At 71.0% G+C, this 18,288-nt stretch carries 24 protein-coding genes and 1 pseudogene; 4 read left to right on the top strand and 21 right to left on the bottom strand.

The window, feature by feature from the left end; all coding sequences use genetic code 11:
* Positions 1-410: 410 nt before the first annotated feature.
* From BN1701_RS37755 to merB, 8 genes are all read right to left on the bottom strand, one after another.
* Positions 411-542 (bottom strand): hypothetical protein, encoded by a 132-nt coding sequence (locus BN1701_RS37755; RefSeq protein WP_255364546.1) that lies wholly within the window; start codon positions 540-542, stop codon positions 411-413.
* Positions 543-676: 134 nt separating this feature from the next.
* Positions 677-1,414, bottom strand: a complete 738-nt coding sequence (locus tag BN1701_RS01395; protein WP_054044693.1) for a DUF305 domain-containing protein — start codon at positions 1,412-1,414, stop codon at positions 677-679.
* Between the two features lie 606 nt (positions 1,415-2,020).
* On the bottom strand, positions 2,021-2,242 hold the full coding sequence (locus BN1701_RS01385) for a heavy-metal-associated domain-containing protein (RefSeq protein ID WP_054044688.1): 222 nt from the start codon (positions 2,240-2,242) through the stop codon (positions 2,021-2,023).
* Positions 2,243-2,256: 14 nt separating this feature from the next.
* Positions 2,257-3,369: a sulfite exporter TauE/SafE family protein gene (locus BN1701_RS01380; RefSeq protein WP_054044686.1), complete on the bottom strand. Its 1,113-nt coding sequence runs from the start codon at positions 3,367-3,369 to the stop codon at positions 2,257-2,259.
* A 117-nt stretch (positions 3,370-3,486) separates the two neighbouring features.
* Positions 3,487-3,984, bottom strand: a complete 498-nt coding sequence (locus BN1701_RS01375) for a hypothetical protein (RefSeq protein ID WP_157367715.1) — start codon at positions 3,982-3,984, stop codon at positions 3,487-3,489.
* Between the two features lie 172 nt (positions 3,985-4,156).
* Complete coding sequence (locus BN1701_RS01370) at positions 4,157-4,564, bottom strand: hypothetical protein (protein ID WP_054044682.1); 408 nt, start codon at positions 4,562-4,564, stop codon at positions 4,157-4,159.
* Entirely contained in the window at positions 4,557-5,945 is a 1,389-nt protein-coding gene (merA, locus tag BN1701_RS01365; RefSeq protein WP_054044681.1) for a mercury(II) reductase, read from the bottom strand. Before merA ends, BN1701_RS01370 begins: the two co-directional genes overlap by 8 nt.
* 4 nt (positions 5,946-5,949) lie before the next feature.
* Positions 5,950-6,654 carry an organomercurial lyase gene (gene merB / locus BN1701_RS01360; protein WP_172803172.1) on the bottom strand — a complete coding sequence of 235 codons (705 nt, stop codon included), beginning with the start codon at positions 6,652-6,654 and terminating at the stop codon, positions 5,950-5,952.
* A gap of 122 nt (positions 6,655-6,776) precedes the next feature.
* On the opposite strand from merB, the gene BN1701_RS01355 reads away from it, so the two are divergent.
* Positions 6,777-7,166 (top strand): heavy metal-responsive transcriptional regulator, encoded by a 390-nt coding sequence (locus BN1701_RS01355; RefSeq protein WP_054044677.1) that lies wholly within the window; start codon positions 6,777-6,779, stop codon positions 7,164-7,166.
* Positions 7,167-7,257: 91 nt separating this feature from the next.
* Here the strand turns inward: BN1701_RS01355 and istB are convergent.
* The 7 genes and pseudogenes from istB to BN1701_RS01325 all read right to left on the bottom strand — a co-directional run bounded on the left by istB (position 7,258) and on the right by BN1701_RS01325 (position 10,984).
* Positions 7,258-7,916, bottom strand: a pseudogene (gene istB, locus BN1701_RS01350) (IS21-like element helper ATPase IstB).
* Positions 7,917-8,046: 130 nt separating this feature from the next.
* Positions 8,047-8,190, bottom strand: a complete 144-nt coding sequence (locus BN1701_RS36705; protein WP_197672029.1) for a hypothetical protein — start codon at positions 8,188-8,190, stop codon at positions 8,047-8,049.
* Between the two features lie 83 nt (positions 8,191-8,273).
* A complete protein-coding gene (locus tag BN1701_RS37750) occupies positions 8,274-8,405 on the bottom strand; it encodes a hypothetical protein (protein ID WP_255364545.1) in 132 nt (43 codons plus the stop codon).
* 327 nt (positions 8,406-8,732) lie between these two features.
* The gene (locus BN1701_RS01340) at positions 8,733-9,104 is read right to left on the bottom strand and encodes a DUF1707 domain-containing protein (protein WP_054044675.1); all 372 of its coding nucleotides are present in this window, start codon (positions 9,102-9,104) and stop codon (positions 8,733-8,735) included.
* A complete protein-coding gene (locus BN1701_RS01335; RefSeq protein ID WP_054044673.1) occupies positions 9,092-9,364 on the bottom strand; it encodes a glutaredoxin family protein in 273 nt (90 codons plus the stop codon). Before BN1701_RS01335 ends, BN1701_RS01340 begins: the two co-directional genes overlap by 13 nt.
* Positions 9,361-10,047, bottom strand: coding sequence for a peroxiredoxin (locus tag BN1701_RS01330; protein ID WP_054044672.1), 687 nt, complete (start codon positions 10,045-10,047; stop codon positions 9,361-9,363). Before BN1701_RS01330 ends, BN1701_RS01335 begins: the two co-directional genes overlap by 4 nt.
* On the bottom strand, positions 10,028-10,984 hold the full coding sequence (locus BN1701_RS01325) for a cytochrome c biogenesis CcdA family protein (RefSeq protein ID WP_054044670.1): 957 nt from the start codon (positions 10,982-10,984) through the stop codon (positions 10,028-10,030). Before BN1701_RS01325 ends, BN1701_RS01330 begins: the two co-directional genes overlap by 20 nt.
* 206 nt (positions 10,985-11,190) lie before the next feature.
* On the opposite strand from BN1701_RS01325, the gene BN1701_RS01320 reads away from it, so the two are divergent.
* Together BN1701_RS01320 and BN1701_RS01315 are read left to right on the top strand one after the other, a co-directional pair.
* Positions 11,191-11,562: a BlaI/MecI/CopY family transcriptional regulator gene (locus tag BN1701_RS01320; RefSeq protein ID WP_054044668.1), complete on the top strand. Its 372-nt coding sequence runs from the start codon at positions 11,191-11,193 to the stop codon at positions 11,560-11,562.
* Entirely contained in the window at positions 11,559-12,509 is a 951-nt protein-coding gene (locus BN1701_RS01315) for a M56 family metallopeptidase (RefSeq protein ID WP_054044667.1), read from the top strand. Before BN1701_RS01320 ends, BN1701_RS01315 begins: the two co-directional genes overlap by 4 nt.
* Before the next feature lie 234 nt (positions 12,510-12,743).
* Here the strand turns inward: BN1701_RS01315 and BN1701_RS01310 are convergent, their stop codons facing one another.
* The 3 genes from BN1701_RS01310 to BN1701_RS01300 all read right to left on the bottom strand — a co-directional run bounded on the left by BN1701_RS01310 (position 12,744) and on the right by BN1701_RS01300 (position 14,628).
* Positions 12,744-13,379 carry a class I SAM-dependent methyltransferase gene (locus BN1701_RS01310; RefSeq protein ID WP_054044665.1) on the bottom strand — a complete coding sequence of 212 codons (636 nt, stop codon included), beginning with the start codon at positions 13,377-13,379 and terminating at the stop codon, positions 12,744-12,746.
* A gap of 826 nt (positions 13,380-14,205) precedes the next feature.
* Positions 14,206-14,442, bottom strand: a complete 237-nt coding sequence (locus BN1701_RS01305; protein ID WP_054044663.1) for a hypothetical protein — start codon at positions 14,440-14,442, stop codon at positions 14,206-14,208.
* Positions 14,443-14,628: a hypothetical protein gene (locus BN1701_RS01300; RefSeq protein ID WP_054044661.1), complete on the bottom strand. Its 186-nt coding sequence runs from the start codon at positions 14,626-14,628 to the stop codon at positions 14,443-14,445.
* A 561-nt stretch (positions 14,629-15,189) separates the two neighbouring features.
* Here BN1701_RS01300 and BN1701_RS01295 point away from each other — a divergent pair.
* Positions 15,190-15,420, top strand: a complete 231-nt coding sequence (locus tag BN1701_RS01295; protein ID WP_157367713.1) for a hypothetical protein — start codon at positions 15,190-15,192, stop codon at positions 15,418-15,420.
* Between the two features lie 364 nt (positions 15,421-15,784).
* On the opposite strand, the gene BN1701_RS01290 is transcribed toward BN1701_RS01295, so the two are convergent.
* Genes BN1701_RS01290 through BN1701_RS01280 form a run of 3 tightly spaced genes read right to left on the bottom strand, consistent with a single transcriptional unit; the run spans position 15,785 to position 18,238 of the window.
* The gene (locus BN1701_RS01290) at positions 15,785-17,053 is read right to left on the bottom strand and encodes a hypothetical protein (RefSeq protein ID WP_054044656.1); all 1,269 of its coding nucleotides are present in this window, start codon (positions 17,051-17,053) and stop codon (positions 15,785-15,787) included.
* Between the two features lie 16 nt (positions 17,054-17,069).
* Entirely contained in the window at positions 17,070-17,363 is a 294-nt protein-coding gene (locus tag BN1701_RS35140; RefSeq protein WP_157367712.1) for a hypothetical protein, read from the bottom strand.
* The gene (locus BN1701_RS01280; RefSeq protein ID WP_054044653.1) at positions 17,360-18,238 is read right to left on the bottom strand and encodes an inositol monophosphatase family protein; all 879 of its coding nucleotides are present in this window, start codon (positions 18,236-18,238) and stop codon (positions 17,360-17,362) included. Before BN1701_RS01280 ends, BN1701_RS35140 begins: the two co-directional genes overlap by 4 nt.
* Positions 18,239-18,288: the final 50 nt, after the last annotated feature.

The raw sequence follows: 18,288 nt of genomic DNA, 5'->3' as shown, positions 1-18,288 counted from the left end.
GATGTCCGCCCGCCGGGTCGATGACCTCCCGTTCACCGCGGTACGCGGGCGCGGCCGAGGAGGTGGGCGTGCGTTGGACCGCGCGGCAGCGGCGCGAAGGAGAACCGGTCGGGTTCCTCGACGTCGAAGCCCGCGGTCCGGAAGGGGCGCAGCGGTGTGCCGGCTGAGGCGGCAGCCACCGCCGGCGGGACCAGAGCGGGGTGACGGCGTCCTGCCGTCGGCCGGAGCACGGCGTAGGAGACCGGACGTGCTCCCGAACCGCAGTTCGCCGCCCGGTCGCAAGACGCGGCGGATCTCGACGAGCGCACCGTCGGCATCGGGACAGCACGAGCGAGAGCGAGACGACCGCGGCGTCCACAATGTCGTCGTCGGCGGGCAGGTCGTCGGCATGGCGGCCACGACCCGCACCGCTACCGGTGCGTGCTGCGCGGCGTCACCGCCTGTCCGCGCAACCGGTTCTCCGGCTCCACCGCGATCACTTCGGCCACCGTGTCCGGGTAGTGGCCGAAGATCACCCCAATGCCCGCGCCGACCTCGATCACACGCCGGACGACTCCCAGCCCGCCGGCAACTCGGTGGACTCGGCGCGGCGCACGTCTTCGTTCCCGTCCCGGACGTACCGACGGCCCGGATCGGGATGCGCCGGATATCCGCGAGCGGTCTACCGGCTTCCCGATCAGGGCAACGGGTGAGCGCCGCGTTCGACGAGCATGGACGTGATGGTCTGCATCTCGGCGCTCTGTGAGGTGAGGATGCTGTCCGCGAGCGTACGTACGGCGTCCTGGCCGGCGCGTTCGGCCGCGTACGCCGCCATCGGCACCCCGCCCGTGTGATGGCGCAGCACCAACTGCAGGAAGTACACGTCCAACTCTCGGCCGGACAACGACCGCAGCTTGGCCAGTTCCTGCACGGTCGCCATGCCGGGCATGATGCCGCGGCCACCGGTCGGTGCGGCTGTGCCGGTCGTCCCGCCGTGGCCGTGCACCGCCGGGTCGCTCATCCACGCCATGGCCGGCCCCGTGGGCAGGGTGGGCCGGCCCCACAGGGCCAGCCAGCCGGCCATCATGCCGACCTGGCCCTGCTGGGTGGACTCGATGTCGAGGGCCAACGTCCTGATCGCCGGGTCGGTGCTGCGTTCCCGCGCGAGGCCTGCCATGGTCACCGCTTGCAGGTGGTGCACCGACATGTCCTGCGCGAACCCGACGTCGACCGACCCGCCTGCGGGCGTGGCGCCGTGCTCGGTGCTCGACAGTGTGATCAGCATTCCTCCCGCAGCGCCGACGAGCAGAAACACCAGTGCCGTCGCGGCTGCGATCAGGGTGCTGATGCCGTGTTTGCCGGCTGCGTCATGCAGCGGCTCGGACCCGTCGGGGGCCGACGCGGGAACGGTGAGGTCGTAGGTGTCAGTTGCCATGGTCGGGTTGTCCTTCCTCCAGGCGCCGCCGCGTGAGCGGACTGATCCGGTCGGGCGAGGCGAACGATGTGGGGCAGCGATCCGGTCGGACGCGCCGTCCGGGTCGCGCAGCTGACCGGCAGGAAGGGCGGCAGCCGCGGCGGCCCGCCGACCGTGCCGGCACCGTCGTGCACCGAGGGCAAGCGCACGCCGCAACCGGCCAGCCGACCCACAACGGCGACGGGGGCGTTCCGCACCGCACGCCGAGCTCCGGTAGCGCCTCCGGCAGGACCGGGTACGCCTCCGGAACGGAAAGCTCCTCACGACGGTCGGCACCAACCCGCCCGGACGTCGACCAGCGCGGGCCGTGCGGCCGGTGAGGCACCGAGGTCGACCATCGCCGCATCACCCAGGCAGGTGACCGCCACACCCGCCCGGCGCCCGTCGACCCCCGTGCCGGTGGTCGGACGTCCCGGGCGGGGGTGCGGCGCGGCGGTTCTCGGTCGGGTGGGCACGTCGGGCGCGGTGTTGCCCGCGTTGCCGGCTTCGTCGTGCCGCCCGCCGCGGCGCGACCGCTGCGGTGAGCGGCCGGCACGGGTGTCACCGCAGCCCGGCGCGCCCACCCGGTCACAGCAGCGCCGAGGCGCGGTAGCCCAGTTCTTCGATGACCCGGATGACGTCCTGCGGGCTACTGCGGTCCGCGTCCAGTTCGACGGTGCTGCGTGCCTGCTTGATCGTGGTCTGCGTGCTGCGCACACCCGGAAGGTCTTCCAGGGCGTCGTCGATGAGCAGTGCGCAGCTGCCGCAGTGCATACCCTCGACCCGGAAGACGTGTGTCGTGGCGGCCATGGTGGACTCCTCTCTCAGACGATGGTGATGACGCCGGTGTACATGCCCATGCCGCAGGCATAGTCGAGCCGGCCGGGCCGCAGCACACCCAGGTCGATGCGGGTCTCGCCGTCGATCGGCAGGATCTTCTGTTCGTCGCGGATGACGAAGGACCGCACGCAGCCCTGCGCGCCGTCCGACTTGACCACCAGCGTGGTGGGCACGCCGGATTGGACCTGGACGTTCTCGGGGCTGTAGGAACCGGTGCGTGCTGTGATCACCACGGTCTGCCGGCCGTCCGCGGTGGTGGCCGCCGCGGTGTCGGCGGGTGGTTGCGAGCCGGCGACGGCTTGGGCGATGCGGCCGGCGGACAGCGGTGATCCGGCCAGCTCCAGGCCGCCGTTGAGGGTGTAGAGGCCCATGGCCAGTACCACCAGTCCGGTGACCGCGGCGAGCCGGCCCCGCCAGGCGGTGGCGGCCTTGCGGGCGGCGTAGCCCAGTACGGCGAACAGCGGGCCGGTGCCGAGCACGAACACCGCCATGGTGGCCGCGCCCGTCAAGGGCGATCCGGAGGCCAACGCCAGCGCTTCCACCGACAACGTCACCCCGCACGGGATCAGGACCGTGGCCACGCCGAGCAGCGCCGGCGCCACCGCGGCTTGTGACCGGGCCCGGTTGCGCACGAGCTTCATCCAGGAGATCGGCGGTTCGACGACGATACGGCGGAAGCCCGGCACCCCGAGCTGCGCCAGTCCGAAGACGACGATCAGCAGGCCGGCGCCGATCTGCAGCCACGTGCGCAGCCCGACCGACAACTCCACCGCCCCGCCCACCGCGCCCAGCAGCGCGCCGAGCACGGTGTGGGAGACGAGCTTGCCGGCCAGGAACCCGCCGACGGGGACGAGATCGTCACCGAGGCGGGCGCGTCGGCTCCGCCGCTCGGCGGTCACGACGGACTGTCCGCCGGGCGGGGTGTCGGCGGTTGCGCCGCGGTGGGTGCGGCCTTTCGCGCGGCGGAGCGGTGCGGCGGGTTCGGCGGTCGCGGCACGCTGGCGGGTGATCAGGCCGGTGAGCAGACCGCCCTGCACGGCCGCGCAGGACACACCACCGGCGAACAGGCCGGTGACCAGGACAGCACCAAGGTTCACGAAAAGTCTCCTGCGGAAGAAGGGGGGAGAAGGGGTCGGCGAGCACCCGGCCGGACAGCCGGGGCGCGCGGCGATACCCGCGCCCGGCGATCGGCCGCGGGCGGGCAGACTCCGCTTCTATGTCCGCAGCAGGCAGAGTTCCGCGAGACTCGGGGCCCGTGGTCGCACAGCCCGGACCACCGCGACCCGGACGGGCGGAAGCACCCGAACGACGCCCCGCACGACGGCCGGTCGCAGCACGGCCACGGCAGTCACGGCGGCGATGAGGAACGCCAGGCAGGTGGCCAGCATGCCGCCCAGATCATGCGTGCCCGACGCGTCGTCGCGGGCGAAGGCGAAGGTTGCCGCCATATTCGGGGCCGGGCACGCGCCGGACGGCAGCCCGATGTCCGCCGGCACGACGTGCCCAAGGCCGTGATCTGTGGCCATGGTGGCCGGGAGTCCGCAGCCCGTCCCGGCGGCGGCCGAGGTGGCAGGGTGCGCCATGGGCATGGCCATGCCGTCGGTGCACTGCAGACCTACCGCGAGCGCCAGACCGGCGAGCACGGCCACCACGGCGACAAGCCGCGCGAGGTGCCCTCGCGCGGCCTGCGCTGGGCGGGCCGTACCCGTCATGGCGGCAATCGTACGAGGCGAGGTCGTGAACTCCCCGTGCGGCCCCGTCGAATCCGCCGCCGAGGCGCAGCGCAACCGCCGCGGACGCCGGCTGCCGGACACCACGAACGTGCCGGACATCTCGCTCCCGTGTGCTCCGGCATCGACAACAGCGATGGTGTGGCTATGAAGGTCACAACCGACCGCAGATGTCGGTCGGTTGTGACCGCACTTTCCGATCAAGCGCGTGATCAATGTCGATGAGTTTCAATCGCACATGTGGATCGCTGCAACAGCTCGCGCGAGTGTTCTGTCGAAGTAGATCTGTGGTGTCTGGGGTCGCCGCAGTATCGGCCGAAGATCGGGCGAGTATAACCCTGACCTGCGAGAACTCGTTTGTCAGAACGGCCTCGCCGCGCCGTAGCCGGCTTCGGTCGGTCAGAGCGTCGAGTACGCCGGTGACGTCCATGGCCTGGTGCACGATGCTGCGGGCGATGCCGGCGAGGCCGCCGGTGAGCAGCGTGTGCACCGCGTAGCACACGGCCATGCCGTCCGCGGCCCAGGCGATGCCACGGCCGCCGCGGCGCGGATGGTCAGGCACAGCAGGACGTCGGAAGGTCGGTGCCGAAGAGCCCAGCGGCGATCCGCAGGCTCTCGGCCATGGTCAGGTACGGCGCCCAGGTGTCGGCGATGTCGTCGACGGTCATGCCGGCTTTGATGGCATACGTCGCGGCCAGCATCATCTCCCCGGCGCCGTCGGCGAGCGCGTGCACGCCCAGGACCCGGCCGGTGGCCGCGTCGGCGACGACTTTGACCGCGCCGCGGGTGTCGCGGTTGACCAGCGCCCGCGGCACGTCCGCGAGGTCCAGGACCCGGCAGACGCAGTCGTGCCCCGCCGCTTGTGCGTCGGCTTCGGTGAGTCCGGCCGAGGCCAGCTGCGGGCGGGTGAACACCACCTGCGGCAGGCCGGTGTAGTCGACCCGCGCCGGCCGGGCGCCGTCGGCGGCCAGGGCGTTGAGCGCCGCGACACGGCCGGTAGCGGCGGCGACGTAGACGTACTGCGGGCCGCCGGTGACGTCCCCGGCGGCGTACACCCGCGGGTTGGTGCTGCGCTGCGTCTCGTCGACGGCCACGAACCCGCGCTCGTCGGTCCTCACTCCGGCGGCGGGCAGGTTCAGGGCGCCGGTACGCGGCCGGCGGCCGGTGGCCACCAGCAACCGCTGCCCGGACACCCGCCGTCCCGTCGCGGTGACGACCTCTACGCCGCCGGCGGTGGCGCTCACCGCGATGGCGTGCTCAGCGGCGACGGTGATGCCGTCGGCGGCGAACACCGCCCGCAGCGCCGCGGCGAGCTCGGGTTCGGCGCGCGGCGCGAGCCGCCCGATGAGGGTGACGCGGGCGCCGAGGTGGGCGAACAACTGCGCCTGCTCCATGCCCACGTAGCCGCCGCCGACCACGACCAGCGACTCCGGCAGGTCGGACTGCTCCATCGCGGTGGTGGAGGTCAGGTAGTCGACCTCGTCCAGACCGGGCAGGGCGGGGCGGGCCGGTTCGGCGCCGGTGGCGATCACGTAGGCGCGGGCGCGCAACGGCTGCCCGTCGACGGTGAGGCTGTCGGCGTCAGCGAAGCGGGCCTGGCCGGGCTGGACCGGGAAGCCGTAGGCGCCGGCGACGTCGGCGTACTTGGCCTTTCGCAGCCGGCCTACCAGCTCGTCCTTCTGCCCGACGAGCGCGGCGAGATCGACCCCGCCGGCGCAGGTCGGCGCGCCGGGGAACGGGTTGGCCAGCGCGGTGTGCCGGGCGCCGGCCGCCGCCAGCAGCGTCTTCGACGGCACACAGCCGATGTTCACGCAGGTACCGCCGAGCACCGCCCGCTCGACCAGCACCACGTGAGCGCCGGCTTGCCGGGCGGCGATCGCGGCGGCCATCGCCGCCCCGCCGGAACCGACCACCGCAAGGTCGGCGTCGTCACCGGATGTCATCGCCTCACCTTTCATCTTCGCCGAGCAGCTCAGTCACCGGGGCCGCCGGGCCGGATCCAGGACGGTGGCGATGAACCGCAGCGCACCGGCCGCGGCCTGCTCGACGCCGAACACGGCTATGTCGTCGCGCTGCCCGGTGTGCGCCCAGCGGCGGGCGGGCCGCGGCGGAGGCGAAGAACATCTGGTGGTGGCAGTTGCTGCTCAGGATCGCCGGTACCGCCTCACCGACCGTGGTACCAACCGGTCGCACGAACGACACCACGGCGCCGTCGACGGAGATGTCCCGCAGCCCGTCCGGCCCCACCACCAGCGAGATCGTCTCATCGGTGCCGTGCAGTGGTGAGGTGACCGCCACCGTGGCGTCCAGCACCCGCGGCAGCCACAGGGTGTCCGGCGCGCACCACGCGCCCAGCACCCGCCCGTGCACTGCCAGCTGGTGCGGTGAAGCCAACTGCGGCAACGCCAGACCCCAGAACGCCACGATGTCACCGCGCTCGTCACGCTGGCACGACCCGGCCAGCACCCCGTCGACAGCAGCAGTCACGTCGCCGGCCGCGTCGCCGAGCCGGTCGGCCAGCGCCCCCACCGGGACGGGTTCTCCTTCCGCCAGCAGCCGCCACAACGCCACCGCGATCCGCACCTCGGCAGCGCTCAGGGCGGGCATGATGCGCGCATATCCGTCCAACAACTCATCCAGCTGCTCTGTCACGCTCATCGCATCCCCCGCGGAATCGGCCGTGGCTCCTCGCCTGGCATCGCCGTCATGGTTGCCGCCGCACTATCCTGAACCTTCCAGTACAGGGGAAGGTCAAGGGGTGGAGGCGAGCGGCTTTGCGGATCGGGGAACTCGCGGCGGTCACCGGCACCACGCCCAAGACGCTGCGCTTCTACGAGGACAGCGGCCTGCTGTCCCCGGCCGCGCGTACTCCCTCCGGGTACCGCGAATACGGCCAGGACGCGGTCACCCGGCTTGACTTCATCCGCCGTGGCCGCGCCGCCGGGCTGACCCTGGCGCAGATCCGCGAGGTCCTCGACGTGCGCGACCGCGGCCGCGCCCCCTGCGCTCATGTCGAGGACCTGCTCGCTGTGCGGTTGCGAGACCTCGACGCGCAGATCGCCGACTTGCAGGCGCTGCGCGACACCGTCGCGCAGCTGCACCACGCGGCCAGCCGGCCCGATCCTGATAGGTGCCATCCCGAGCAGGTCTGCCGCTACCTGTGACGCCCTCCCCTTGGGACCGAACGTATGGTCAGCCAGCATCCGACAGCTCCGGTGCGCCGCACCAGCAAGTAACCCGACGAACGACGCGGAATCAGCCGGTGTGTCCGCGGTCGGCTCGGGCGCGGGTCTGGGCGAGGCGGTAGGAGTCGCTGCCGGTCTCGATGATGTTGCCGCCCAAGGTCAGCCGGTCGACGATGGCGGCGCAGAGACGCGGGTCGGTGAAGGTCTTGGTCCAGCCGGCGAAGGACTCGTTCGACGCTATCGCGACTGAGTTTTCTCCTCGCGCTCGGTGAGAACTTGGAACAGCAGTTCGGCGCCGCGCCGGTCCAGCTCCATGTAGCCCAGTTCGTCGATGCATAAAAGATCGACACGCCCGTAGCGGGCGATGGTCTTGGTGAGGGTCTTGTCGTCGGCGGCCTCGACCAGTTCGTTGACCAGCTTCGTGGCGAGTGTGTAGCGGACCCGGAACCCGGCCATCGCGGCCTCGGTTCCCAGGGCGATGAGCAGGTGGGACTTGCCGGTGCCGGAGTCGCCGATCAGGCAGAGCGGTAACCCTTTCCTGAGCCAGTCACTGGTGGCCAGGGTGTGGATGACGGCAGGGTCGACGGTAGGGTTGGCGTCGAAGTCGAAGGCCCGCAACGACTTCTCCCGGGGGAACGCGGCGGCCTTGATGCGGCGTTCGGAGCGGCGGCGGGCGCGGTCGTCGCACTCGGCCATCAGCAGCTCGGCCAGGAACCCGCGATAGGACATCTGGTCCCGGGCCGCGGCTTCGGCCATGTCGGGAACTGGGCGCGGATCGTCGGGAGGCGCAGCATCCGGCAGGCCTGGTCGACGGCAGCGTCGGCGGCCTGCTCGGTCACACCGCGGTGACGGTGAACAGTCACTGGCTCGCCCCCTCTCGTCCGTCGGGTCGGGTGACGCGGCGGCTGGGCAGCAGTTGGTCGTAGGCGTCGACCGAGGGCAGCGGCCGGGTGTCCAGCGGCAGCTGCGCCAGTCGGCGTTGGGTCAGAGAGGTGACCTTCACCGGCGGCGGAACGTCGGCCCGGGCGGTGTCGGGTTGATCGAGTTCGGCGGCCTTGCGGGCTTCCAGGGCGACCGCGTCCGCGGTCAGCGCGCCAACGCCTTGAGCACCGTCCGGCGCCCGACCCCGTACTTGCGCTCCAACGCACGCTGGGACAGGCCCTCACGGGCATCACGGCGGATCGCCGCGTACAAGTCGACCTTCGAGATCGGAGGCATTCCGACTCCCCCGTCCGGAGCACACCGATCCCCCCACCGCAAACAACCCCTGCGGTCAAATCTCACCGACACACACCTTCGCCGAGATCCGGTGCGGTCACCACTGACCGACAGACGCGGTCACTTCTGCCGTACAAAGCCAATGGTGAGTAGGTCCGAGCGCGGCGATGTCGTCCTCTGCACCGTTTCTCGCTGCTCCAGGGATCGGTCGCTCCGGCAACCTCGATGCGGGTCGGGCGAGGCCGTGAAGACCCGGTGAATGGTGAGAGTGCGTCCGATGTGCTCGACACGCGGACGATGTTCTCGAGGTACATCCCGATCGGAGGACTACCGACTCATGTGATCCATCATCGGGCCCATGGGATCGGAGTCGTTGAAGCCGTAGAGCGTGACGATGATCCCGGCCAGGAGCGTCAACGCCAGCAGTACGGCGACCGTGATCGGGGCCAAGGGGTACGCGGGCCGGCTCTTCGCGCCGGACCGGCCTTCGGCCGGATCGGGCAGGTCCCGGGTCAGCACGTCGAGTTGGCCGGTGGTGCTCGCCCGGTAGGCCGCGGCGGCGCGGTCGGAGAACTCGTCGAGCGTCAGCCGCCCCGTGCCGACCTCCTGTCGCAGGCGGGCGACGACGCGTTCGCGGTCCGCATCGGCGGCCCGCACCCTCGGCTCCATCGTCGAGCTCTCCCGCGTCACGCGCTGCATCGGGCACGCCTGGCCAGGGTGCGGCGCAGCTTGCGTTCGGAGAGCCGACCGTAGGAGAAGGGTTCACCGTCGACGAGCACACCGGGGGCGAACATCACGCCGGCTTGTCCGGCGAGGTGTTGCCCCTCCTCGCCGGCCAGGTCGATCTCGTTCACGCGCAGCGGGTAGTCCCGCCCGACGCGACCCAGGACGTCCTTGGCGTGGTCGCAGAAAGCGCAGGCGGACTGGGTCAACAGGGTGATCTCGACGGCCCTGGTCACGAGGCCCGCTCCTGGGCCAGGTCGGCGAGCACCTTGTCGGTGGGCACGAACATGGTGTAGTCGGGGGCGCCGCCGTAGTCGGCGCGCCACTGGATGGTCCCGTCCGGGCCGACCAGGACGAAGCTGTGCCCGGCCGTGGTCTCCCGCATCATCCCGTACTTGTGGGCGTCGTAGGCGTGGATGACCCTCTGATCTGGGTCGGACAGCCACGGGGTCGAGAGATTCGCGTCCGCCGCCTTCCGCGTGACCTGGTTGATCGGATCGTGCGAGATCGACACGACCTCGTCCACCCCGGCCTTCTCCAGTGCCGCCTCGTTGGCCTCCAGGTCGGTGATCTGGTCGATGCACGGCTGGCACATCAGGCCTTCCTGGAAGTAGAGCAGCACGCTGCGGCCCCGGTAGTCGGCGAGGCTGACCTCGCCCCCGCCGCTGGAGGGCAGGGTGAAGTCGGGGGCGGTGGCGCCGGTTCCGGGTTCGCCGGCGACGTGCTTGTAGCCGCTGCCGCCCCCGGACGCCTCGGTCGTGGGCTGCGAACCCTGGTACACCAGGTACAGCGCGACGACGGCGACGGTGATCAGCGACGCGGCGATGAGCGTGCCCCGGCGAGGCCCGCGCGAACCGCCCCGGCCGCTTTGGCCGGTCGCGGGACGCTTGAGCTGCGTCCTACCGCTGGTCTTGCCCACGGTGGTTCTCCTCCACGGTTGCGGGAATCGATGCGGACTCGGGCTGTTCGTCACACCCTGTGCACGAGGTGGTCTTCGCGGCGTGAGCGGCCCTGGCGCGCACGCCGCGGCGGATCAGCAGCGTTAAACCGAGGACGAGGACCAGGGCGAGCGCCCAGCCCGGCGCCCAGGACAGTGCGTGCACGGTGATGCTGGACAGGTGCTGCAGCCAGGCGCTCACCTCGCTCTGCCAGCCGCCGCGGGCCATGCCGGCCCCGGTGAACGCCAGCACGAAGGCGAGCACGCCCATGCCGATCATCAACAGGCCGCTGACCGCTGTGCCCAGGGCCAGGTGCCGCTGCCACCGGCCCATCCGCAGCCGCACGGTGCGGTCGCTGAGCACCCGGGAGGCGCGTTCGCGGCGCCGGTCCCAGGCCAGCGCGACCAGCGCGAGCGGCGCGACCATCCCGGCGACGTAGGACAGCCCGATGGCCAGTGCGACCGGGAACGAGGCCGAGGCGCCGGCGAGCACCGCGACCCCGACCAGCACCGGGGCGCAGCAGGCGCTGGCCAGGCCGGAGAACGCGCCCAGCGCGTAGGCGGACCCGAAGCTGCCCTCCTTCACCCTGCGCGCGCCCGGCATGGGCAGGTTCGGCTTCCAGCCGGCCAGCACCGCCGCCCCGCCGACGATCATCAGCGCGCCGCCCGCGGAGAACAGCCACACGTGCTGCTCGACCAGCAGCCTGCTCAGCGCCGTCGCGCCCAGGCCGATGGGCAGGATCACCGTCGCGACTCCGGCGCCGAACACCAGGGTCGCGGGCACCACGCCGCCGCGGTGCCGGAAGCCGGTGGACAGGTAGGCCGGCAGCATCACCGACACGCAGCACGGCGCCAGCAGGGCCACCACACCCCCGAGGAAGGAGGCCAGCAACGTCGTGCCGAACAACAGCTCACCCACGGCGAGACCCCCTCGCCGAGACCGGTTCGCGCATGAAGACCCCATTCCTGAGCCGAAGCCACTATCCTACTGCCTCCGTACGTAGATAGTACTTGCTGTCGGGTGTGCCCTGGTCCCGTCTCGTCGCCGGGACGTTGACCAGGGGAAATAGCGGGCCGGGCCGCCCACGTAGGCTGGACGGGTCGGAGGCGACACGGGAGGAACGCATGCGCGGATTCGGGGAACTCGAAGCGGTCGTGATGGATCGCGTGTGGAACTGCGCGGACACGATCACGGTCCGCGAGGTCTTCGAGTCCTTGAAGGCCACCCGGGAGATCGCCTACACCACCGTGATGTCGACCATGGACAACCTGCACCGCAAGGGCTGGTTGGACCGCAAGCGGCAGGGCAAGGCCTTCCTGTACTGGCCCACACTCACCCGGGAGGAGTACAGCGCCCGCTTGATGCGTGACGCGCTGGACACCAGCGGGAACCCCGACGTCGTGCTCGCTCGTTTCCTGGAGCAGATGACCGACGACGAGTCCTCCCGGCTGCGCGACGTGATGCAACGGTGGGCATCGGGCAAGGAGGCAGAATGAGCGTCGCCGCCTGCCTGCTGCTGTACAGCTTCGCGGTGGCCGTGGTCGCCCCGCGACTGCTGCCGCGGTGGACACGAACCGGTGCGGCTCCGCGGCTCGGTGTCACGGCGTGGCTGGTCGCGATCGGCAGCGTGCCGGCGTCCTGGTTCGCGGCGACGGCGTTCCTGGTGGTGGAACTGGTGCGCGACTGGAACCGGCCGGGCGGGATCGTCGGCACCTGCTTCGCCGCACTCCAGGTCGTGGCCGTCGGCGGCGCCGGTGTCGTCCTCCAGTTCGGGCTGTTCACGCTCACCGCGCTGGTGCTGGGTGGCGCGGCGGTCCTGGCCGTGCGCCTGGGCCGGTCCCTGGTCCGCGCACGGTCCCGCACCCATGACCACGCCCGGATGGCGCGTGTCGTCGGACGGCGCATCCCGGGTTCCGACGCCGTCGTCCTCGACGCCCCCGAACGGCTCGCCTACTGCGTCGCCGGCCGACCGGACACCATCGTCGTCACCAGCGGCGCCCTGGACGCGCTCGATGATCACCACCTGGACGCGGTCCTGGCCCACGAACGCGCCCACCTCGCCGGCCGCCACCATCTTCTCCTGGCCGCCACCCGCGGCCTGGCCGCGGTGCTGCCCAGGGTAGGGCTGTTCGCCACCGGCGCCACCGAGATCGCCCGCCTGGTGGAGATGTGCGCCGACGACGAGGCGGCGCGCGATCACGGCTCCCGCACCGTGCTCGGGGCGCTGCTCGCCCTCTCCGGCGCCGCCTCGCTGCCGACCGGCGCGCTGGGCGCCACGGGCGTGGGAGTCCTGGCCCGTGCCGAGCGGCTCGCCGAGCCCGCCGGTCTGCGCCGGCGGATGTACACGCGCCTGTCCCTCGCCACGGTGGTGACGCTGCTGGCCGTCGGGCCGGTGCTCGCCGCCGTCGGAGTCTCACTGTGCGACCCGAGCGCCCTTTACTGACAAAGCCACCACCGGCAAGGAACAACCGGGATGCCTACGCGCCCGCGCCGCGCGGTGCTGTGCTCGGCCGCATCGGGTAGAGCGCGCCTCGTCATTGCCCAGGGCCGGGCCGGACAGGCCCTCGATGTGGGACAGCGGTGCGCGTCGGTGAGGATCAGGTCGAGGGTTCCGGCCGGCAGCGTGCCCACTCGACGCGCATGCTCCTGCCGATGCAGAGGTTGACCCGCCGTGACGTCACGGTGTGGCGGGCTTGCGGGCGCTGACCCGTTCCACGATGCCGATCTTGAAGCGTTGCGCGTCGTCGACGGTGAACCCGGCCTCGCGGACAACGTGGAGTGGCCTGCGAAGGAAATGCTCGCCCGCCAGCGGAACCGTGACGACCTCCAGCAGCCGTTGCACCGCTCGTGCCACCGGTGACGAGCTCCTGACGTGGTCGACCAGCACCAGCCGACCACCGGGTCGCAGCACCCGGCGCATCTCCTTGACCGCGGCGTCGATGTCCGGGATCGCGCAGAGGCCGAACGTGCACACCACGGTGTCGAACGCGGCGTCGTCGAAGGGCAGTGCGTGGGCGTTGCCCTGGAGGAGGGTCACCGGGCGGCCGAGTCCGGCCGCCCTGCCACGGGCGATCGCCAGCATGTCCTCGCTCAGGTCGATGCCGGTCAGGGTGACGTCGTCGGGATAGACAGCGAGGTTGAGGCCGGTTCCGACCGCGACCTCCAGTACGTCGCCGACGGCTCGGGAACACGCCCACTGGCGGGAGTCGCCGAACAGCACCCGGTCCATGAACCCCATCTGCCTGTCATAGGTGCCGGAGTGCTTGTCCCAGTAGCGCCGCCAGCGAGCGCTACGGTCCCGTGCCGTGGACATGTGTTCCTCCCTGGGGCAGAAGTCGTGAAGTCGTGACGAGGTGGGCAACGCGATCCTTGCCGTCTGTTCGGAGAACCGCACGTCCAGGGACGGCGCAGCCATGTGAATGGCGTTGGGGGCAGTGGACGAGCCACTGCCTCGGATTGTCGGCAGTGAAAAATCACCGACAGGCGCTCGCCCGGCGCCACCATGACGGTGTCCCCGCGGGCAGGGCAGGGTCGCCGTTCTTCGAACGACAAACGTGAGCCCGTACAGGTGCGTCGGGTGGTTCTCCAGCCGGACATGTGGCCCTCACGCAGCGGGATGGGCGTGATGCCGTCGAACGCGTGGTGGTGGTAGGGCTCGGCGTCGATGCGCCACTCGGATGTCGACAGGTCGCCGGTCGAGGCAGGGCGTGGTCCAGGCCGGGCACCGGTGAGGACCTCGACCTGATCCCTGCGCCGCACCGGAGCACCGACCGCGGTACCCGCCCGTCGCACGCCCACGGCCCGTACGGTCAGGCCCCCGAGATCCACCTCGGCCGGCTCGGCGGACAGCGACGCCCGCACCGTGCGACCCGAGCCCAGGGTCCGGCCGCACCTGCTCGGCCCGCTGTACCTCGTCGGATGCCGCCCGCACCCACTCCGTTCCCGCCTCTTACTCAAGGCCGCAAGACCCACCACGCACCGACGGTGAGAGCCAAGCCATCCCATACCGACCGGACCCACGAGCAGACTCCGGCGTGACACGCCGGATTCGGCCACCCCTCTCCGTCTCCAGCCACAGCACCCGACCGCGTAGCTCGACAGCAGGACGGTCGCCGGGGCCGGGACGGGCCCCGACAGGGTCAGGAGTCAGCGGACGGATCCGGCCGGCTCGTCGGCACCCGACCCGAGTCCAGCGAGTCCTGCGCCCTCAACACCCGAAGCTCTTCGCGCAGGTCGGCGAGCTGTCGATCCAACTCCGCGTCCTGCGGCGATCCGCCCATCGTCCCGCAGTTTCCCCGCCTCATCGGCCGGAGGCAGAAGAAGTACACCGCCGTGATCACGCCGAGCGCGACGAGCCCGGTGACCAGCGTGGACATCTACCGCGCTCCTTCCGTGCGAGCGGCGCGCTCGGCCTTGAGCTGGTCGACCTCGGCGCGCAACTGCGTGACCTGCGTGTTCTTGTCCTCGGCAGAGCCCTTGCCGCGCCCCATCATCATCCACATCATCAGTCCCATCCCGACCGGGCAGGCCAGGACGGCCAACGTCAACAGTAGCGAGTCCACGGTTCCTCCACATCCCTTCTACGGTCTACTTACGTAGATAGTAGACGAGTTGTCGAGGGTGCACCGGCCGAGGAGGTTCCGGCTCTGCCGGCAGCGGCCGGGCCGGCTGCGTCGGTGGCGATCCGGCGTGTGGGGAGTCGCCTGTCGTGGCCACGAGCGCACAGCCGTCCGCTAACCTCCCGAGCGGTGCGGGACATGACGTTCAACCGGTGTCCATACCGGGGCTGGCATGGGTGCCGTCGAACCGAGCCTCGTTCTGCTGGCCGTGGTGGTCGGGGTGCTCTGATCACCGGGTAAGGAGAGCTGGCGGCCTGGCCGCACAGCCCGTCGCCGGATGCGCCAGCCGCATCACGCCGCGGAGGCCATACCGACTTGCAGCACACCCTGCACCGCATCGACCGGTTCGAAGACGACCACCGGGCCGAACTCGACGGCCGGGGCGGCGCGTGCCGAGCCGACGATCCCCACTGCGCCGTGAACGCTTGATCCTCACCCCTGGGTGAGGCCATACGGTCGCGACCGAACCGCCAACCAGCACCACAACCGTGGACGGTGACGATCGTGACCAGCACCGACGCCGTCCAGGCGGTCGCCGGGCTGACCAGGCCGGGCGGAGCCCTCGACCTCGGCCGCGACCGGGCCCGGCTGCTAGTGCGCATGTTCCACCTGCTCATGCGGGGACGCCCGGTCACCTGCGCGGAGTCCCTCGACGCGATAGCCGAGATCGGCCTCGCCCCGGCGACGGCCGGGACGGCTGCTCGCCCCCTGGACCGAACGCAACGACGTCGGTGACATCGTCGGATTGGCATCACCCACAACCCGACACCGCACCGGATGACCATCGGCGGGGTGCGGATGTGGGCGTGGTGCGGCATGGACACGTGATCTTCGCTCACGTGCTCGGCATACCGATCACCATCGAGTCGACCGCCCGTCGGGACACCTCGTGCGGGCCGCCGCACGCCGACCCGTCCGGGATCAGCGACGTCACCCCGACCACTTCGGTCGTCACCCAGCGCGTCCCCGGCTCAGCGCCTCGCGCACGTAGATTTCGGCCGCAGTGTCGTCGTCGGGGCCGTAAGGCAAGGGCTTGCGCATCATGCTTTCCGAGAACTGGGGCGGGCGGACGTTTCGAGGGTCGGGAGGTCGTGGACCGTCACGGTTGCGGTGGAGGCGGGGTGTCCCAGATGTGCACCCTGTCCGTCGTGACGAGGGGTTTGTCGGCAGGCCCTTTGATGTGGGCGGGCACGACTCGCTCCTCGTGTTCGCATCCGCCGTCGGTGTGGGCGCGGGGGTTGAGGCAGGTGTTTCGCCGGTAGGGGCGGACCGGCCAGCGGCGGGTCCATTGCGGTGTGCGGCGGCCGTGGGAGGCTGCCGTGTCCTCGGCGCTGGCCTGCGCCGAGGGGCGGTGGCGGGTGTGCACTCGAACCAGCTGCACGGTGCTGGGCCCGAGGATGTCGGCTCGCTTGTCGCGTTTGAGGCCCTGGCGTGGTCGGGGCACGGGTTCGGTCTCGGTGAGCTGGGCGTTACCGGTCTGTCCCATCAGTTGCCACGCGGTGTAGACCACGTGCGCCCACTGGCTTCCGTTGTCCGGATCGGGACGGGGCAGTGGCTGGTCGAATCGCAGGACGAGTTCGTCGTAGGTCTGCAGCCGGGCGAACCCCGCCTGAGCTTCTCGTGCGACCAGGTCCACGGCGGTGAGCATCCCGCCGCCGCGGTTGTCGATGGCCAGAGGTCGGTCCAAGGGAAGGATGTCCCAGCCTTTGTTTCCTGTGGTCCAGAAGGTCAACCAGACGCCGTCGAACTCGGGCGTCAAGGGCGCTGCGCCCTGCGGCGTGCGGGGTGTCCAGCGGATCCTGCCGGGGGCGCCGTCCAGGTCGAGGTCGGCCGGGCTCCACCGCGACCACGAGACGCCCACGACGGGAAAGGTCAGCCGCAGGTCCTCGTCCAGCTCGGGGGCAGCGGTGGTCCACGGGCTGGTCAACGCTGTCGCGAGGTCGACATCGAGGCTGCCGACGGGGTGGGCGAAGAGCATCAGCCCCGCTTCGGCTGGCATTCGACGGGCCCGGACCGGCTCGTGGGATGGGGTGGCCGCTGCCGCGAGCGCCAGCGAGGTCATGTCCTCGTCGACCCAGTACAGCTGCGCCTGGCGCAGCCGTCGCTGCTCGCAGCGCGCCATCAGTATCCCACCCATGATGTCGATGGCGGCCGTCTCTTCGGGCGGGCCGGAGATCGTCGGGATCAGCGGGCTGCTTCCGCCGACGACGCGCATCATGAATTCCCGGCTATGGGGTGGTTGGAGCACCTGCTTGCACATCTGAATGCGCAGGTCGGGCAGTTCGGAGGGATGCGGCGCGACCCATGCCCCGAGGTGGGTGGAGGTGGTCACCTCACGGCTCGGACGTGCGGTGCGGTCGGCAGTCATGTGGAGCCTGTTCTGGTCAGATGTGGCGCAGAGCCTGCAGGACGCGGTCCAGATGCGCGAGATGCTCGTCGTCGGTGCGGCGTCCTTGCAGGGCGGCCCGGAGTGCGGCGGCGCGTTCCTGCTCGATGTCCAGTGGGTGAGCCGGAAGCCCTGCTGCGGGGGGATTCCCGAAGCTGGGCAGGTATTGCGTCAGCGCGCTGTGGTCGACGCTGGTTGCGGGAGTGTCGGCGGCTTGGGCCGGTGCGGGCAGTGGCACTTCGGGTGAGCGGCGCTGAGTCGGCAGGATCACCACGGCGTTCTCCCCGTTCACGGCAGGGCTTCGGTTCCGAGAGGAGCTGCCAGGTGGTCGAAGCCGTCGGGTTCGTTGCGATCGGGCCAGAAGCGGCTACCGCGCAGCACCCGCAGGAAGGGCAACACCTCGTCCCGTAGCCCCGGTGTCATCGCGATCGCGCAGCGCGACTTGGTCGAGTGCGGGCTGCCGTCGGCGTCGAGCACGAGGGCACCGGCCTCGCGGGCGATGACGGCGCCGGCCGCGGTGTCCCAGGTGTGGTTGCCGAGCAGCACGCAGGCGTCCAGGGTGCCGTCGGCGACCCAGACCAGGTCCAGCGCGGTGGAGCCGTACCGGCGCAGCCCTTGAGCTCGGGCGGTGAGTTCGCGGTCCACGGCGGCGCACAGCACGTCGCGCAACCCTTCGTCGGCACCGCTGCCGTAGTCGCTGAACCCGACCAGGGCCTTGTTGAGGGCGTCGGTGGTGGAGGTGCTGATCGGGTCGCCGTCGCGGTAGGCACCGTGGCCCTGTATCGCCCAGTAACGGTGGCCGAGGAAAGGCAGCGCGGTGACGCCGAGGACCGGCTGGCCGTGGTGGACCAGGCCGAGGGTGATGGCGCACAGCGGGTTGGCGTGCTGGTGGTTGATCGTGCCGTCGATGGGGTCGAGCACCCAGTAGGTGTCCGGGTTGCCGACCGCTCCGGTCTCTTCCCCCACGAACCCGATCTCGGCGTGACCGCGCGCGCTCAGTCGTAGCCGGACAAGGTGTTCGACGGTCTCGTCCACTTCGGAGACCGGGTTGCGGTCTCCCTTGTACCGGATGTTGCGTGGAGGGTGGCTGAGCACGTGCTCGACCGCAAGGTCGGTCGCGGCGTGGGCCGCCGGCAGGGCGGCGGTGAGGTCAAGTGCCGACGACATGGTTCCTTCGGGGTTGCTTCTTGGCCGGGGCATGGCGCCGGATGAACATG

The sequence above is a fragment of the Alloactinosynnema sp. L-07 genome, from assembly GCF_900070365.1.
Lineage (GTDB): Bacteria > Actinomycetota > Actinomycetes > Mycobacteriales > Pseudonocardiaceae > Actinokineospora.
Note: the sequence above shows the minus strand (reverse complement) of the source record. Positions and strands in the feature narration are given on the sequence as shown.

Bases quoted from the DNA above. Each gene is read 5' to 3' on its own strand.
- BN1701_RS01395 (WP_054044693.1), bottom strand. From the start codon at position 1,414: ATGGCAACTGACACCTACGACCTCACCGTTCCCGCGTCGGCCCCCGAC.
- BN1701_RS01385 (WP_054044688.1), bottom strand. From the start codon at position 2,242: ATGGCCGCCACGACACACGTCTTCCGGGTCGAGGGTATGCACTGCGGC.
- BN1701_RS01375 (WP_157367715.1), bottom strand. From the start codon at position 3,984: ATGACGGGTACGGCCCGCCCAGCGCAGGCCGCGCGAGGGCACCTCGCG.
- merA (WP_054044681.1), bottom strand. From the start codon at position 5,945: ATGACATCCGGTGACGACGCCGACCTTGCGGTGGTCGGTTCCGGCGGG.
- BN1701_RS37750 (WP_255364545.1), bottom strand. From the start codon at position 8,405: ATGCCTCCGATCTCGAAGGTCGACTTGTACGCGGCGATCCGCCGTGAT.
- BN1701_RS01340 (WP_054044675.1), bottom strand. From the start codon at position 9,104: ATGCAGCGCGTGACGCGGGAGAGCTCGACGATGGAGCCGAGGGTGCGG.
- BN1701_RS01320 (WP_054044668.1), top strand. From the start codon at position 11,191: ATGCGCGGATTCGGGGAACTCGAAGCGGTCGTGATGGATCGCGTGTGG.
- BN1701_RS01315 (WP_054044667.1), top strand. From the start codon at position 11,559: ATGAGCGTCGCCGCCTGCCTGCTGCTGTACAGCTTCGCGGTGGCCGTG.
- BN1701_RS01310 (WP_054044665.1), bottom strand. From the start codon at position 13,379: ATGTCCACGGCACGGGACCGTAGCGCTCGCTGGCGGCGCTACTGGGAC.
- BN1701_RS01305 (WP_054044663.1), bottom strand. From the start codon at position 14,442: ATGTCCACGCTGGTCACCGGGCTCGTCGCGCTCGGCGTGATCACGGCG.
- BN1701_RS01290 (WP_054044656.1), bottom strand. From the start codon at position 17,053: ATGACTGCCGACCGCACCGCACGTCCGAGCCGTGAGGTGACCACCTCC.
- BN1701_RS01280 (WP_054044653.1), bottom strand. From the start codon at position 18,238: ATGTCGTCGGCACTTGACCTCACCGCCGCCCTGCCGGCGGCCCACGCC.